The sequence below is a fragment of the Aquabacterium sp. genome (assembly GCF_041915145.1).
Lineage (GTDB): Bacteria > Pseudomonadota > Gammaproteobacteria > Burkholderiales > Burkholderiaceae_C > Aquabacterium.
Genome location: NZ_JAYSBZ010000005.1, coordinates 1 through 16,102, shown reverse-complemented (window position 1 = coordinate 16,102; position 16,102 = coordinate 1). Strand labels below are relative to the sequence as shown.

At 65.1% G+C, this 16,102-nt stretch carries 12 protein-coding genes; 9 read left to right on the top strand and 3 right to left on the bottom strand.

What is annotated here, in order from left to right:
- Positions 1-253: 253 nt before the first annotated feature.
- Together ACE3SS_RS01670 and ACE3SS_RS01665 are read right to left on the bottom strand one after the other, a co-directional pair.
- A complete protein-coding gene (locus tag ACE3SS_RS01670) occupies positions 254-718 on the bottom strand; it encodes a hypothetical protein (RefSeq protein WP_374590608.1) in 465 nt (154 codons plus the stop codon).
- A 193-nt stretch (positions 719-911) separates the two neighbouring features.
- Entirely contained in the window at positions 912-2,630 is a 1,719-nt protein-coding gene (locus tag ACE3SS_RS01665) for a long-chain-fatty-acid--CoA ligase (RefSeq protein WP_374590606.1), read from the bottom strand.
- A gap of 288 nt (positions 2,631-2,918) precedes the next feature.
- Here ACE3SS_RS01665 and ACE3SS_RS01660 point away from each other — a divergent pair, with 288 nt between their 5' ends.
- Positions 2,919-3,422: a hypothetical protein gene (locus tag ACE3SS_RS01660; RefSeq protein ID WP_374590604.1), complete on the top strand. Its 504-nt coding sequence runs from the start codon at positions 2,919-2,921 to the stop codon at positions 3,420-3,422.
- The gene (locus tag ACE3SS_RS01655) at positions 3,419-5,029 is read left to right on the top strand and encodes a GMC family oxidoreductase N-terminal domain-containing protein (RefSeq protein ID WP_374590602.1); all 1,611 of its coding nucleotides are present in this window, start codon (positions 3,419-3,421) and stop codon (positions 5,027-5,029) included. The genes ACE3SS_RS01660 and ACE3SS_RS01655 overlap by 4 nt, the downstream gene beginning before the upstream one ends.
- A gap of 96 nt (positions 5,030-5,125) precedes the next feature.
- On the opposite strand, the gene ompA is transcribed toward ACE3SS_RS01655, so the two are convergent.
- A complete protein-coding gene (gene ompA / locus ACE3SS_RS01650; protein ID WP_374590600.1) occupies positions 5,126-5,791 on the bottom strand; it encodes an outer membrane protein OmpA in 666 nt (221 codons plus the stop codon).
- 433 nt (positions 5,792-6,224) lie between these two features.
- Between ompA and gyrA the strand changes: the two genes are divergently transcribed.
- From gyrA to rpsA, 7 genes are all read left to right on the top strand, one after another.
- On the top strand, positions 6,225-8,864 hold the full coding sequence (gyrA, locus tag ACE3SS_RS01645; protein ID WP_374590598.1) for a DNA gyrase subunit A: 2,640 nt from the start codon (positions 6,225-6,227) through the stop codon (positions 8,862-8,864).
- The gene (locus tag ACE3SS_RS01640) at positions 8,861-9,439 is read left to right on the top strand and encodes a DUF2059 domain-containing protein (protein ID WP_374590596.1); all 579 of its coding nucleotides are present in this window, start codon (positions 8,861-8,863) and stop codon (positions 9,437-9,439) included. The genes gyrA and ACE3SS_RS01640 overlap by 4 nt, the downstream gene beginning before the upstream one ends.
- Positions 9,440-9,484: 45 nt before the next feature.
- Positions 9,485-10,576, top strand: coding sequence for a 3-phosphoserine/phosphohydroxythreonine transaminase (gene serC, locus ACE3SS_RS01635; RefSeq protein WP_374590594.1), 1,092 nt, complete (start codon positions 9,485-9,487; stop codon positions 10,574-10,576).
- Positions 10,569-11,699: a prephenate dehydratase gene (gene pheA, locus ACE3SS_RS01630; protein ID WP_374590592.1), complete on the top strand. Its 1,131-nt coding sequence runs from the start codon at positions 10,569-10,571 to the stop codon at positions 11,697-11,699. Before serC ends, pheA begins: the two co-directional genes overlap by 8 nt.
- A 17-nt stretch (positions 11,700-11,716) precedes the next feature.
- Positions 11,717-12,610 (top strand): prephenate dehydrogenase, encoded by an 894-nt coding sequence (locus tag ACE3SS_RS01625; protein ID WP_374590710.1) that lies wholly within the window; start codon positions 11,717-11,719, stop codon positions 12,608-12,610.
- A 36-nt stretch (positions 12,611-12,646) separates the two neighbouring features.
- The gene (locus tag ACE3SS_RS01620) at positions 12,647-14,692 is read left to right on the top strand and encodes a bifunctional 3-phosphoshikimate 1-carboxyvinyltransferase/cytidylate kinase (protein ID WP_374590590.1); all 2,046 of its coding nucleotides are present in this window, start codon (positions 12,647-12,649) and stop codon (positions 14,690-14,692) included.
- A 191-nt stretch (positions 14,693-14,883) separates the two neighbouring features.
- On the top strand, positions 14,884-16,102 hold a 1,219-nt coding region (gene rpsA, locus ACE3SS_RS01615; RefSeq protein ID WP_374590588.1), incomplete at its 3' end, for a 30S ribosomal protein S1.

The window sequence follows — 16,102 nt, the reverse complement described above, 5'->3', positions numbered from 1 at the left end:
GTGAAGTCTTATGAAAACTTTACAAAGTATCACTTGTTCATCAGGTTGTGCATTCAATTGGCTGACGCCAAGCCAACAACAGCACTCGAATGTGCCCGAGCGAGAACCACCGAACACGCGACGACGCTGTCGTATCGCACGGACAACAAAGTAGACAAAACCCGCCAGAACAAATCCGGCGGGCTATTCAAATCAAATGCATGCGGTGCGCTTCGCTTTTTTACGGGCCGCGTCGCGCAGCCCCGCAAGATCGTTACATCTTGGCCGCGTCGTGGTTGCGCTTCTTCACGTCGTGGGCGCGTTCGCGCTTGTCATGACGCAGATCGCGCTTGTCGTGGTTGACGTCAGCCTGGTCATGCGCCACGTCGCGCTTGTCGTGCTGGATCTCGCGGGTTTCGGCCTCGCGCTTTTTCTCGATGCGCTCGGCAGCCTGGGTGTTGCCGTTGGCCACGGCCTTGTCTTCACGGTGCTGCAACACGGCGCGCTCACGGCGGTCTTGCTTCAAGTCAGCCTGATCGTGGGCCACGTCCTTGCGGTCTTGCGTCAGGTCGCGACGGTCTTGGCGAATGTCGCGGTTGTCGCGACGGATCTCGCGGTTGTCCTGGCGCACCTGCTGTGCAGCACTGGCACCCACCGGCGCGGCAGGCGCCTGGGCTTGGGCAGCGGCACCGATCAGGGCCAGCACAGCGGAAGCGATCAGAGCGGAAGTCTTGTTCATGGCAGTCGTCCTTTGCAGTTGAGCGGTTGGGTAAAAAACCGTTGAGGTGATCCTTCAACGTGCCCCTCGCCGCGGTGGACGACACCCCGCCCTGACGCCAGCCTTGCGCGGCTTGCGTCTGCTCACAATGTGCCTGTCAACGAAAAACGGGGGTCTTGCGTACCCCCGTTTTCGTTGTGTACCCAGCCCGCGCTTACTTGGCGGCGTCCGGCCGCAGATGGCGGCGCAGCACCTTGCCCACGTTGGTCTTGGGCAGCTCGGTGCGGAACTCGATGTGCTTGGGCCGCTTGTAGCCGGTGAGGTTGTGCTTGCAGAACTCGCTGATGGCGGCCGCCGTGAGCGACTCGTCCTTCTTGACCACGAACACCTTGACGGCCTCGCCCGAGTGCTCGTCGGGCACGCCAATGGCGGCGCACTCCAACACGCCCGGGCACATGCTCACCACCTGCTCGACCTCGTTCGGGTACACGTTGAAACCCGAGACCAGGATCATGTCCTTCTTGCGGTCGACGATCTTCACGTAGCCCTGGTCGTCCATCACGCCGACGTCGCCGGTGCGGAAGAAGCCGTCGGCGGTCATGACCTTGGCGGTTTCGTCGGCGCGCTGCCAGTAGCCCGCCATCACCTGCGGGCCACGGATGCAGATCTCGCCCGCGTCGCCCAGCGGCAGGTGCTTGCCGTCGTCGTCGCAGATGGCGATTTCGGTGTTGGGCAGCGGCAGGCCGATGGTGCCGGTGAAGTGGTGGATGTCGAGGCGGTTGACGGTGGCCACCGGCGAGGTCTCCGACAGGCCGTAGCCCTCGGCGATCGGGCAGCCCGTCACCTTGAGCCAAGCCTCGGCCGTGGCCTGCTGCACGGCCATGCCACCGCCGTTGGACACGATCAGCTCTGAAAAATCGAGCTTGGCGAAGTCGGGCTGGTGCACCAGGCCGTTGTACAGCGTGTTCACGGCCGGGAAGATGTTGACCTTCCAGCCCTGCAGCGTCTTGATGAAGCCGGGCATGTCGCGCGGGTTGGCGATCAGGATGTTGATGCCGCCCAGGCGCGCGCCCAGCATGTAGCAGGCCGTGAGCGCGAAGATGTGATACAGCGGCAGCGCGCAGACCCAGGTGAGCTGCTTGTCGCCCAGGCGGCGCAGCACCGGCATGAACCACGCCTCGCACTGAAGGATGTTGGCGACCACGTTGCGGTGCAGCAGCGTCGCGCCCTTCGACACGCCCGTGGTGCCGCCGGTGTATTGCAGGAAGGCCACGTCGTCCGGGCCAACCGCGGGACGATTGAGCTTGAGCTTGCGGCCTTCTTCGATCACGGCTTTGTAGCTCAGCACGGTGCGCCCGGCCTTGGCCGGCAGGTTGTAGGCCGGCACCATCTTCTTGACACGGCGCACCACGAAGTTGACCAGCAGGCTCTTCACGAACGGCAGCGCGTCGCCCATCGAGGCGATCACGACATGCTTGACCGGGACGTGGTCGATCACCTCTTGCAGCGTGGTGACGAAGTTCTCAAGGATGATGATGGCCTCGGCGCCCGAGTCCTTGAGCTGGTGCTCCAGCTCGCGCGGCGTGTACAGCGGGTTGACATTGACCACCACGTAGCCGGCGCGCAGCACGGCGGCAATCGCCACGCAGTATTGCGGCACGTTGGGCATCATCAGCGCCACGCGGGCGCCCTTGGCCAGGCCCTTCGATTGCAGCCAGGCCGCCAGCGCCACCGAGGCTTCGTCCACTTCGCGGTACGAGATGCCCACGTCCATGAACGAAGCCATGTCGCGATCGGCGAAGCGGCGGAAGGAGTCTTCCAGCAACGCGACCAGTGAGGGGTAAGCCGCCACGTCGATTTCGGCGGGAACGTCGGCCGGATATTCAGCCAGCCAAGGTTTGTCGTGCGGGACGTGCGTCGCGTCGTGTGTCATATCTAAAGAAAACTCCATCGAGACCCATGCACGGCGGCCACACGTATCGGCGGTGGTCACGCCATGCGCAAATGTGAGATTGTGCGTCAGCGCCAGCCCCCAAACCATGCGCCAGGACAGGGTGCCCCGCCATGAGACCCCATCGATCGGGAGCATTCGGGTTTTTCATAGGGCGCGACGTTCAGCGATTCCGTCCTAATCGACCTCGTTGATACTCCCGGGTACCACACCCATCCGGCGGCGTCCGACTGGAAGCCGTCATCCTCGAACCCATCGCTGTTTCCTCACATGAAACGACGCTTCTTCCTCCGCGCCGCCCTGGTCGTGGCCGGCGCCGGCGCCGTGCTCGGCGGCACCATCTTCATGCGGCGCGGCATCGCCGACGACCACCTCACCGACAGCGGCCGCGAGGTGCTGCGCGGCATCGCGCTGGGCGTGCTCGACAACCTGCTGCCCGCCGATGCCGCCGCTCGCGAGGCCGCCCTGGCCCAGCATGTGCAGCACATGGAAACCTTCCTGCTCGGCGTACCCGCCGCGCTGCGCCAAGAAATTTCGTTGCTGCTCGGGCTGCTCGGCAACACGGTCGGGCGCGCGGCGCTCACCTACATGCCCACCAGTTGGGCCAACGCCAGCGTGGCGCAGGTTCAAGCCGCGCTCGAAACCCTGCGCACCCACCCCATGACCACGCAAAAGATGGTCTATCACGCCGTGCGCGATCTCACCACCATCGTGTTTCTCGCCCAACCCGAAAACTGGAAGTCCGCCGGCTACCCCGGCCCCACCGATCTATGAGCAAGCTCCCCGACCCCTTCCGCCAAGGTCTGACGCGCGGCTGGCACGTCACCGACGGCACGCAAGGTCTGCCTGACACCCTCTCGTGCGACGTGGCCATCATCGGCACGGGCGCTGGCGCCGGCGTCACCGCCGAAATCCTCACCAAGGCCGGACTCGCCGTCGTGCTGATCGAAGAAGGCCCGCTCAAGACCAGCGCCGACTTCAACCAGCGCGAGTCGCAGGCCTACGCCGAGCTGTATCAAGAAGGCGCCGCCCGCAAGACCGCCGACAAGGCCATCACGCTGCTGCAAGGCCGCTGCGTGGGCGGCACCACCGTCATCAACTGGACCAGCTCCTTCCGCACGCCCCCCACCACGCTGACCTACTGGCAAGAGCATTTCGGCCTGAAGGACTTCAGCGAAGCCGAGATGGCGCCGTGGTTCGCGCAAGTCGAGCAGCGTCTCAACATGCACCCCTGGGAAGGCACGCCGAACCGCAACAACGAGCTGCTGCGCATCGGCGCGCAAAAACTCGGCATCGAGGCCAAGGTGATCCCGCGCAACGTCAAGGGCTGCTACAACCTCGGCTCCTGCGGCATGGGTTGCCCCACCAACGCCAAGCAGTCGATGCTGATCACCACCATCCCGGCCGCGCTGGACGCCGGCGCCAAGCTCTTCCACCACACCCGCGCCGAGAAGCTCGATATCAGCGGCGGCAAGGTGCAGGCGCTGATCTGCGCGCCGGTGCATCTCAATGGCGACAAGGTCTCCGAGCGCACCATGCGCGTCACGGCCAAGCATTACGTGGTCTCGGGCGGCGCCATCAACTCGCCCGCGCTGCTGCTGCGCTCCAACGCGCCCGATCCGCACGGCCTGCTGGGCAAGCGCACCTTCTTGCATCCGGTGGTGTTCTCGATCGCGCTGTTCGACGACAAGGTCGAGGGTTGGGCTGGCGCGCCGCAGTCCATCTACACCGATCACTTCCTGCATACCCAGCCCGTTGACGGCCCGATCGGCTACAAGATCGAGGTTCCCCCGCTACACCCGGCGCTGTCGTCGGTGATTCTGGGCGGTTACGGCTCCAAGCTGGCCGAGCACATGGCCGCGCTGCCCAACACGCACGTCGCGCTGGCGCTGTTGCGCGACGGCTTCCACGAGCAAAGTCAGGGCGGACAAGTCAAGCTGCAACACGATGGTTCGCCACAGCTCGATTACCCGATCTCACGCTACGTCCTCGATGGCGCACGTCGATCCCTGCTGAGCATGGCTGAAATCCAGTTCGCCGCTGGCGCCAAGAAGGTCGTCCCCCAGCACGAACTGGCCGAGTACTACACCAGCTGGGAGCAAGCCAAAGCCGCGCTCACCACGCTACCCATCGAGCCGCACCTCACGGGCTTTGGCAGCGCGCACATCATGGGGGGCTGCCAACTCGGTGGCACCGAGCCGCAGGGCGTCACGCGTCCCGACGGCGTGCATTGGCAACTGGATAACCTGTCGATCCACGACGGATCGCTCTTCCCGACCAGCATCGGCGCCAACCCGCAACTGTCGGTTTACGGGCTGAGTACCCGGCTCGCTACCGGCCTGGCCAAGCGCCTGAGCGGCAAGGACGTCGCGCTGGTGTAAGGAAACGCGGGCTCGAGTATTTCGGGCACAAAAAAACCCCGCCGTGAGAGGCGGGGTTTTCAGATCGGCCGGCAGGCACGCAGCCTGCCATCGGTCTTATTGCTTCGTGCGGGTGCCGACCACTTCGACTTCCACGCGACGGTTCTTGGCGCGACCTTCGGCGGTCTTGTTGTCGGCCACCGGGGCGGTTTCACCCTTGCCTTCGGTGTACACGCGGTTGGCTTCGATGCCCTTGCCGGTCAGGTACGACTTGACGGCTTCGGCACGACGCACCGACAGCTTCTGGTTGTAGGCGTCCTTGCCCACCGAGTCGGTGTGACCCGTGGCGATGATCACTTCGAGAGTGATGCCCTTGACCTTCTGAGCCAGATCATCCAGCTTGGCCTTGCCTTCGGGCTTCAGCACAGCCTTGTCGAAGTCGAACAGGGCGTCAGCCGAGTAGGTGACCTTCTCTGTGGTCGGGGCAGCAGGCGCAGCCACCGGGGCGGGAGCAGCGACCGGGGCCACCGGAGCCGCAGCCGGAGCCGGAGCGGCCACCGGAGCAGGCGCAGCGGGAGGCAGCGGCACGCCGTCGCAACCTTGCACGCCGGTGGCGGGAGTCCACCCCGCATTGCGGGCGCACAGCGTAGCGTCAGCACCGCTGCGCCACACGGTGCCATCCGAGGCACGCCAGTTGTCAACAGTCTGAGCGGACGAGCTTGATGCAGCGGCAACCAGAGCGACGGACGCAAACAGGCGCGCCACCTTGTTCAGATTATTCATGGTTCTCCTCACAAAAAGAGCAGCGGAAAGTGCTGCAACAAACACAAGATTCGACAACAAAACCGCAGGATCGCCAAACAATTCTTCTCAGGCTTCCCATTGAGATTCATTGTGCCACATAGGGTTTTCACCTCAATCGCTGGGCGCGCGTAGTGTCATGCATTCATTTGAATGTTGCGATACCGCAACAATACCAAACAACCAGCCGCCTCGGGCGCTCCCGACACAGGCGCTGGCGGCCTCGCCACCGGCAAGCCGATATTTGACCCGCCTCGCGTCGAAGCAAGGAATCACGTTGAACGTTACTTAGAATCCCATCTTTTCGCTCGACGCTGCAGAGCGGCTCAATTCTGCGCGTTTCAGCCTGCTGCCGTGTGGCGCCACACGACGACGCAGCCTGTATGGCTTGTGTGTATTGATCGCTCACCACCTCATGACCCAGTTCGCCAAGGAAACCCTGCCCATCAGCCTCGAAGAGGAAATGCGGCGTTCGTACCTCGATTACGCGATGAGCGTGATCGTCGGCCGGGCCTTGCCCGATGCGCGCGATGGCCTCAAGCCGGTGCACCGGCGCGTGCTGTTCGCGATGCACGAGTTGAACAACGACTGGAACCGCCCCTACAAGAAGTCGGCGCGTATCGTTGGTGACGTGATCGGCAAGTACCACCCGCACGGCGACTCGGCGGTGTACGACACCATCGTGCGGATGGCGCAAGACTTCTCGCTGCGCCACATGCTGGTCGATGGCCAGGGCAACTTCGGCTCGGTTGACGGCGACAACGCGGCGGCCATGCGGTACACCGAAATCCGCCTGGCCAAGATCGCGCACGAGATGCTGGCCGACATCGACAAGGACACCGTCGATTACGGCCCCAACTACGACGGCTCCGAAAAAGAGCCGCTGGTGCTGCCCACCCGCCTGCCCAACCTGCTGGTCAACGGCTCGGCCGGTATCGCCGTGGGCATGGCCACCAACATCCCGCCGCACAACCTCAATGAGGTGGTCGACGCCTGCCTGCACGCGCTGAAGAACCCCGACTGCTCGATCGACGAGCTGATGGAAATCATCCCCGCGCCTGACTTCCCGACCGCCGGCATCATCTACGGCCTCTCGGGCGTGCGCGACGGCTACCGCACCGGCCGTGGCAAGGTGGTGATGCGTGCCAAGTGCCACTTCGAGGACATCGGCAAGGGTGAGCGTCAGGCGATCATCGTCGACGAGATCCCCTACCAGGTGAACAAGAAGAACCTGCTCGAACGCATTGCCGAGCTGGTCAACGAGAAGAAGATCGAAGGCATCAGCCACATCCAGGACGAGTCCGACAAGTCCGGCATGCGGGTGGTGATCGAGCTCAAGCGCGGCGAAGTGCCTGAGGTTGTCCTGAACAACCTCTACAAGCAGACGCAGTTGCAGGACACCTTCGGCATCAACATGGTGGCGCTGATCGACGGTCAGCCCAAGCTGTGCAACCTGAAGGATCTGGTCTCGATCTTCCTGGAACACCGCCGCGAAGTGGTGACGCGCCGCACGGTGTTCGAGCTGCGCAAGGCGCGCGACCGCGGTCACGTGCTCGAAGGCCTGGCCGTGGCGCTGGCCAACATCGACGAATTCATCGAAACCATCAAGACCTCGCCGACGCCGCCGGTGGCCAAGCAGGCCCTGATGAGCAAGAGCTGGGACTCCGGCCTGGTGCGCGACATGCTCGCCCGCGCCGAGGCCGACACGCCCGGTGGCCGCGCCGCCTACCGCCCCGAAGGCCTGCCCGCCAGCTACGGCATGCAGCCGGATGGGTTGTATCGCCTGTCCGACGACCAGGCCAGCGAGATCCTGCAGATGCGCCTGCAACGCCTGACCGGGCTGGAGCAGGACAAGATCATCGGCGAGTACAAGGAAGTCATGGCCCAGATCGCCGACCTGCTCGACATCCTCGCCAAGCCCGAGCGCGTGACCTTCATCATCAGCGAAGAGCTGACCGCGCTGAAGCTCGAGTTCGGCCAGACCAAGGTCGGCGCGCGCCGCAGCGTGATCGAGCACAACGCGCAAGAACTCGGCACCGAAGACCTGATCACGCCCACCGACATGGTGGTCACGATCTCGCACACCGGCTACATCAAGAGCCAGCCGCTGTCCGAGTACCGCGCGCAAAAACGCGGCGGCCGCGGCAAGCAGGCCACGGCCACGAAGGAAGACGACTGGATCGACCAGCTCTTCATCGCCAACACGCACGACTACATCCTGTGCTTCAGCAACCGCGGTCGCGTCTACTGGGTCAAGGTGTGGGAAGTGCCGCAAGGCTCGCGCAACTCGCGCGGCAAGCCGATGGTCAACATGTTCCCGCTCGAGAACGGCGAGAAGATCAACGTGGTGCTGCCGCTGACCGGCGAATTCCGCAGTTTCCCCGAAGATCACTACGTCTTCATGGCCACCGCCATGGGCACCGTCAAGAAGACCGCGCTCACTGAATTCAGCAACCCGCGCAAGGCAGGCATCATCGCCGTGGGCCTGGACGACGGCGACTTCCTGATTGGTGCCGCGCTCACCGACGGCAAGCACGACGTGATGCTGTTCTCCGATGGCGGCAAGGCCGTGCGCTTCGACGAAGATGACGTGCGCCCGATGGGCCGCAGCGCCCGCGGCGTGCGCGGCATGATGCTGGAAGAAGGCCAATCGCTGATCGCCATGCTGGTGGCCGAAGACGAAACGCAAAGCGTGCTGACCGCCACCGAAAACGGCTACGGCAAGCGCACCAGCATCGTCGAGTACACGCGCCACGGTCGCGGAACCAAAGGGATGATCGCGATCCAACAAAGCGAGCGCAACGGCAAGGTGGTGGCCGCCACGCTGGTGCGCGCCGAAGACGAAATCATGCTGATCACCGACAAGGGCGTGCTGGTACGCACCCGTGTTTCTGAAATTCGCGAACTGGGTCGCGCGACCCAGGGCGTGACTCTCATCGCCCTGGACGAAGGCGCCAAGCTGATCGGCTTGCAGCGTATCGTCGAGAACGATGCGCAAACCGATGCTGGCAGCGATGCCGGCGATGACAACCCCGCTGACGAGACCACGACATGAAATTCAAGAAGCCTCTGATTGCCTTGACTCTCACGGCCGCCGCCGTGGCTGCCGTGGCCGCCCCGACCAAGAAGGAGCTGGTGCAGAAGTTCCTGACCCTGCAGCAACCCAACATCGAGACCCTCGCCCGCAACATGGCCGAGCGTCCGGCAATCCAGCTCATGCAGGCAGCCGGTCAGGCTCTGCAGACCCAGGTGCCGCCTGACAAGCGCGAGGCTGTTGCCAAACAGGTCGAGGCCGACATCAAGAAGTACGTCGAAGAAGCAACGCCCATCATCAAGGCCAAGGCCATGAAGCTGGCCCCGATGACGATCGGCGCCAAGCTGGAAGAAAGCTTCACCGAAGACGAGCTCAAGCAGCTGATCGCCTGGACGGAGTCGCCCGTCAACAAGAAATTCCAGCAGGTGTTGCCGCAAGTGCAGGACGCCCTGCTGCAGCAACTCGCGGCTGATGCGCAGTCCACCTTCGAGCCGCGCCTGAAGACCCTGCAGCAGACCGTGGCCAAGGATCTCGGCATCACGATCACGCCACCTCCGGCCGCATCGACCGCTCCAGCGACTCCGGCCAAGAAGTGACTCTCTGCCGCATCGAAGGATGCGGCCCCTGACGACTGCCTCACCATGACACGCCCCTACAACTTCGCCCCCGGGCCGGCCACCCTGCCCGAAGAAGTGCTCGCGCAAGCCGCTGCCGAGATGCTCGACTGGCGCGGCAGCGGCATGAGCGTGATGGAGATGAGCCACCGGGGCAAGGAGTTCGTCAGCATCTGTGCGCAGGCCGAGGCCGACCTGCGCGAGTTGCTGGCGGTGCCCGCAAACTTCAAGATCCTGTTCATGCAGGGCGGCGCGCTGGCCGAGAACGCCATCGTGCCGTTGAACCTCTCGCGTGGCGGCACGATGGATTTCGTCGTCACGGGCTCGTGGTCCCAGAAGTCGCAAAAAGAAGCGCGCAAGTACGGCAGCGTGAACATCGCCGCCAGCAACGAGGGTGACCAGCACACCTCGATGCCATCGCCGAGCAGCTGGCGCCTGAGCCGCGACGCCACCTACGTGCACCTGTGCAGCAACGAGACGGTGCATGGCGTCGAGTTCCACGAGTTACCCGACCTGAAGGCGCTGGGCAGCGACGCGCCGCTGGTGATCGACTTCTCGTCGCACGTCCTCTCGCGCTCAATCGACTGGAGCCGCGTCGGCCTGGCTTTTGGCGGTGCCCAGAAGAACATCGGCCCGGCCGGCGTGACGCTCGTGATCGTGCGCGACGACCTGCTCGGCCACGCCCTGCCGCACTGCCCCACGGCCTTCGACTACCAGGTCGTGGCCGACAACGGCTCGATGTACAACACGCCCCCCACCTATGGCATCTACATCGCCGGGTTGGTGTTCCAGTGGCTCAAGCGCCAAGGCGGCGTGGCGGCCATCGAGCAAATCAACATCGCCAAGGCTGAGCTGCTCTACGGCTGCCTCGATGAGTCCGGCTGGTACGTCAACCGCGTCGCGCCCAATTGCCGCTCGCGCATGAACGTCCCATTCTTCCTGCCTGACGATCGGCTGTACGAACCCTTCCTGGCCGAAGCCAAGGCCCGCGGCTTGCTTTCGCTCAAGGGGCACAAGTCGGTGGGCGGCTTGCGCGCCAGCATCTACAACGCGATGCCCATCGAGGGCGTGCGGGCCCTGGTGGCCTTCTTGAAAGACTTCCAAGCGCGTCATGGCTGATCCGGTGCCTACAACTTCTTGCGTGACAGCGTCCGAGTCGGGCGCCGATCTGGGCTCGCTGCGGGTGCGGATCGACGCCCTCGACCGTCAGTTGCTCGCGCTGCTCAACCAGCGCGCCGAACTGGCCCAGCACGTGGGCGAGATCAAGAAGCGCGAAGGCTCGCCGGTGTTTCGCCCGGAGCGCGAAGCGCAGGTGATCGATGGCCTCAAGGCCGCGAACCCCGGCCCGCTGCGCGCCGAGAGCGTGGCGCCGATCTGGCGCGAGATCATGTCGGCCTGCCGTTCGCTCGAAGCCCCCACGCGCGTGGCCTACCTGGGCCCGGCGGGCACCTTCAGCGAAGAAGCCGCGTTCGGCTTTTTTGGCTCGTCGATCGCCGGCGTGCCGGGCGTCAACATCGACGAGGTGTTCCGCGCCACGGCCGCCGGTGCGGCCGATTTCGGCGTGGTGCCGGTCGAAAACTCGACCGAGGGCATGGTGGCCCGTTCGCTCGACCTGTTCCTGACCACGCCGCTGATGATCGTCGGCGAGACCAGCCTGATGGTGCGCCACAACCTGCTGCGCAAGCGCACCGAGCTGGCCGGCATCGAGGTGGTCTGTGCCCATCCACAGGCGCTGGCGCAATGCCAGGGTTGGCTGAGCCAGCATCTGCCCGATGCCGAGCGTCGCCCGGTGTCCAGCAACGCCGAGGGCGCCCGTCTGGCCACGCAAGACGAGCGCGTCGCCGGCATCGCCAGCGCCCGCGCGGCATCCACCTACGGGGTTCACGTCGTCGCGCCGGCGATTCAAGACGACGCCCACAACCGCACCCGCTTCGTCATCGTTGCTCTGCCCGAGCAGCATCCGCAGCCGCAGCCTTCGGGCCACGACTGCACCAGTCTGGTCGTGTCGGTGGCGAACCGGCCCGGCGCGGTGCACGACATGCTGGTGCCGCTCAAGCGGCATGGCGTGTCGATGACGCGGTTTGAGTCGCGCCCGGCACGCTCGGGTCAATGGGAATACCTGTTCTACATCGACCTCGCCGGCCACCCCGAACAGCCCCACGTTGCCGCCGCCTTGAACGAACTGCGCGCGCAGTGCTCGTTCTTCAAGCTGCTCGGCGCCTACCCTCTGGACACTCACTGAATCTCCGCCCCATGGCCATGTTCAATCAACTCGGCGTCATCGGCTGCGGCCTCATGGGGGGCTCGTTCGCGCTCGCACTCAAGCAGGCCGGCCTGGTCGACCGCGTGGTCGGCTACAGCAAATCGCCCTCGACCCTCGAGAAAGCCCGCCGCATGGGGGTGATCGACGTGGCGGCCGAATCGGCGCTGCTGGCCGTGTCGGGCGCCGACATCGTGCTGATCGCCGTGCCCGTGGCCGCCACCGAGCGCACCCTGCTGGCGATCCGCCACATGGTCACCCCCGCCACGCTCTTCATGGACGTCGGCAGCACCAAGCTTGACGTGGTGAACGCCGCCAAGCGCGTGCTCAAAGATCGGGCGCAGTCCTTCGTACCCGCGCACCCGATCGCGGGCAAAGAGCAGGCCGGCATCGACCACGCCGAGGCCAAGCTCTACGCCGGCCGGCAAGTGATCCTGACGCCCACCTCGCAGACCGACCCGGTGATGCTGCAAAAGGCCACCGACGTGTGGGCCGCCATCGGCTGCCAGGTGCTGAAGATGCGCCCCGAGAACCACGATGCCGCGTTCGCCGCCGTGAGTCACCTGCCGCACCTGCTGGCCTTCGCTTATTTCAGCGCGGTCGCCAACCAGCCGGCGGGCAAGGACTTTCTGCAACTCGCGGGCCCGGGCTTTCGCGACTTCACCCGCATCGCCGCCAGCGCCCCGCACGTCTGGCGTGACGTGCTCATCGCCAATCGCGACGAGGTGATCCGTCAGTCGGCACTGTTCCGCTCGGTACTCGACGAGTTCGAGACCGCCATGCGCGACGGCAATGCCGAAGCACTCGAAGAACGCATCCGCCAGATCTCTCAAGCCCGGGGCCGTTGGCACCTGAGCGGACCCAAAACCACCGGCTCCTCGGGCAGCCGCTGATTCATCGGGGCGTCCTTCGACTCCCCCGACTCTTTCATGTACGACATCGCCTTCCTCGATCTGCCGCCGCTGTCTGGTGCGGGCGGCACGGTCCGTCTGCCGGGCTCCAAGAGCATCTCCAACCGCGTGCTGCTTCTGGCCGGCCTGAGCGAGGGCACGACGCGCGTGCTCGACGTGCTCGAGTCCGACGACACCCGCGTGATGCTCGACAGCCTGCGCAAGCTCGGCTGCGCCATCGAAGCGGAGGCCAACGGGGCGATGCTGATCACCGGCCTGGGCGGCCAACTCAAGGTGCGCGACGCCCAACTATTCCTGGGCAACGCCGGCACCGCCATGCGCCCGCTCACGGCCGCGCTCGCGCTGCTGTCGGCCAGCCAGGGCGGCACCTTCGAGCTCAGCGGCATCCCGCGCATGCACGAACGCCCGATCGGCGACCTGATCGACGCGCTGCGCCCGCTCGGCTGCCACATCGACTGCCTGGGCGTCGAGGGCTACCCGCCGCTGCGGCTGGCCGGCGGCACGCTGCAGCTGGCCGCGCCCATCAAGGTGCGCGGCGACGTGTCGAGCCAGTTCCTGACGGCGCTGCTGCTGGCGCTGCCGCTGGTGTCGCAACAGCAGGCCCTGACCATCGAGGTCGTGGGCGAGCTGATCTCGAAGCCGTACATCGAGATCACCCTCAACCTGCTGGCACGCTTTGGCATCAACGTGCAGCGCGAAGGCTGGTCGCGCTTCGTGATCCCGCAGGGCAGCCGCTACCAGTCGCCGGGCGAGATCCCCGTCGATGGCGATGCCTCGTCGGCGTCGTACTTCATCGCCGCCGGCGCCCTGGCGGCCACCACCGCGCCGCTGCGCATCGAAGGCGTCGGCGCGGCGTCCATCCAGGGCGACATCCGCTTCATCGAGGCCGCGCAGGCCATGGGCGCGCAGGTGTCGAGCGGGCCGAACTGGCTCGAGGTGAAGCGCGGCGAACCAGGCAAGGGGTGGCCGCTCAACGCCATCGAGCTCGACTGCAACCACATCCCCGACGCCGCGATGACGCTGGCCGTGATGGCGCTCTACGCCCGCGGCACCACGCGGCTGAACAACATCGCGAGCTGGCGCGTCAAGGAGACCGACCGCATCGCCGCCATGGCCCGCGAGTTGCGCAAGCTCGGCGCCACGGTCGAGGAAGGCGCCGACTACATCACCGTCACGCCGCCCGCCAGCGCCGAAGCCTGGCGCGCGGCCAGCATCCACACCTACGACGACCACCGCATGGCGATGTGCTTCTCGCTGGCGGCCTTCAACCCGCTGACGGCGCTGTATGGCAGCGAGGCCCCAGCCGTGCCGGTACGCATCGAAGACCCCAAGTGCGTGGCCAAGACCTTCCCTGACTACTTCGAGAGCCTGTTCGGCGTGGTCACCACCCGCCCCACCGACATCCCGGTGCTCACGGTGGACGGCCCCACCGCCTCGGGCAAGGGCACGCTGGCCAGCGAACTGGCCGCCCGCCTGGGCTTTCATCTGCTCGACTCGGGCTCGATCTACCGCGCCACCGCGCTGGCCGCCATGCGCCTGGGCGTGTCGCCCGACGACGAACCCGCCCTGGCCCGCCTCGCCGCCACGCTCAAGTTGCGCTTCGAGGGCGAGCAGGTCTGGCTCGATGGCACAGAAGTCAAGCAGACCCTGCGCGACGAATCCGTCGGCTCGATGGCCTCGCGCATCTCGGCCTGGCCAGCGGTTCGCCAGGCGGTGTTCGACCTGCAGCTCTCGTTCCGCCAGATCCCCGGCCTGGTGGCCGATGGGCGGGACATGGGCACGGTGCTCTTTCCGTACGCGCCGCTCAAGGTGTTTCTCACGGCGAGCACCCGCACGCGCGCCCTGCGTCGCCATAACCAGTTGATTTCCAAAGGATTTTCCGCTAACCTCGACGATCTTTTCGCGGACTTGGAAGCGCGCGACCTGCGGGATCGCACCCGTGCCGTTGCGCCTTTGAAGCCCGCCGAAGATGCTCGTTTGCTCGACAACTCCGAGATGACGGTCGAAGAATCCATCGACCTGGTCCTGGGCTGGTGGGCCGAGCACCGTCACTTCGTGGCCTGATCGCCGCGAATTGACACCCTAGGCTCCGGTCTTCGCCAGCGCACCGCCCGGTGCCTGGGGCGCAACGGGTTTCTGAAGTCCATCAGACATCGCTTCGCCTGAAGACCGGTTGTTCAACGCAACCCGCTGCCGACACCGGTCGGACCACAGCACCGCAGCCGGCGGTTCATCAACCGGCATCAGGAAATCTCATGACTCAAACCCAAACCGCTGCCTCGCAGGGCATGGAATCTTTTGCCGCCCTGTTCGAGGAGTCTCTGAAGCGCTCAGACATGCGCGCTGGCGAAGTCATCTCGGCCGAGGTGGTTCGCGTGGAGCACAACTTCGTCGTCGTCAACGCTGGCCTCAAGTCCGAAGCCTACGTGCCCATCGACGAGTTCAAGAATGATCAAGGCGAAGTCGAAGTGCAAGTCGGCGACTTCGTCTCGGTGGCCATCGACGCCATCGAAAACGGCTACGGCGACACCATCCTGTCGCGCGACAAGGCCAAGCGTCTGGCTTCGTGGCTGTCGCTCGAAACCGCACTCGAGTCCGGTGACTTCGTGACCGGCACCGTGAGCGGCAAGGTCAAGGGCGGCCTGACCGTGCTGGTCAACGGCATCCGCGCCTTCCTGCCCGGTTCGCTGCTCGATACGCGCCCTGTGAAAGACATGTCGCCGTTCGAAGGCAAGACCATGGAGTTCAAGGTCATCAAGCTCGACCGCAAGCGCAACAACGTCGTGCTGTCGCGCCGTGCCGTGGTTGAAGCCTCGATGGGCGAAGAGCGCGCCAAGCTGATGGAAACGCTGCGCGAAGGCGCGATCGTCAACGGCGTGGTCAAGAACATCACCGAATACGGTGCCTTCGTCGACCTCGGCGGCATCGACGGCCTGCTGCACATCACCGACATGGCATGGCGCCGCGTGCGTCACCCGAGCGAAGTGGTGACGGTTGGTCAAGAGCTGACCGCCAAGGTCCTGAAGTTCGACGCCGAGAAGAACCGCGTCTCGCTGGGCCTGAAGCAAATGGGCGACGATCCGTGGGTGGGCGTGTCGCGCCGTTACCCGGCTTCGACCCGTCTGTTCGGCAAGGTCACGAACATCGCCGACTACGGTGCGTTCGTTGAAATCGAACCCGGCATCGAAGGCCTGGTTCACGTGTCCGAAATGGACTGGACCAACAAGAACGTGGCCCCGAGCAAGATCGTCACCCTGGGCGACGAAGTCGAAGTCATGGTTCTCGAGATCGACGAAGACAAGCGCCGCATCAGCCTGGGCATGAAGCAGTGCAAGCCGAACCCCTGGGACGACTTCGCCGTCAACTTCAAGCGTGGCGACAAGGTCAAGGGCCCCGTCAAGTCGATCACCGACTTCGGCGTGTTCGTGGGTCTGGCCGCTGGCATCGACGGCCTGGTGCACCTGTCCGACCTGT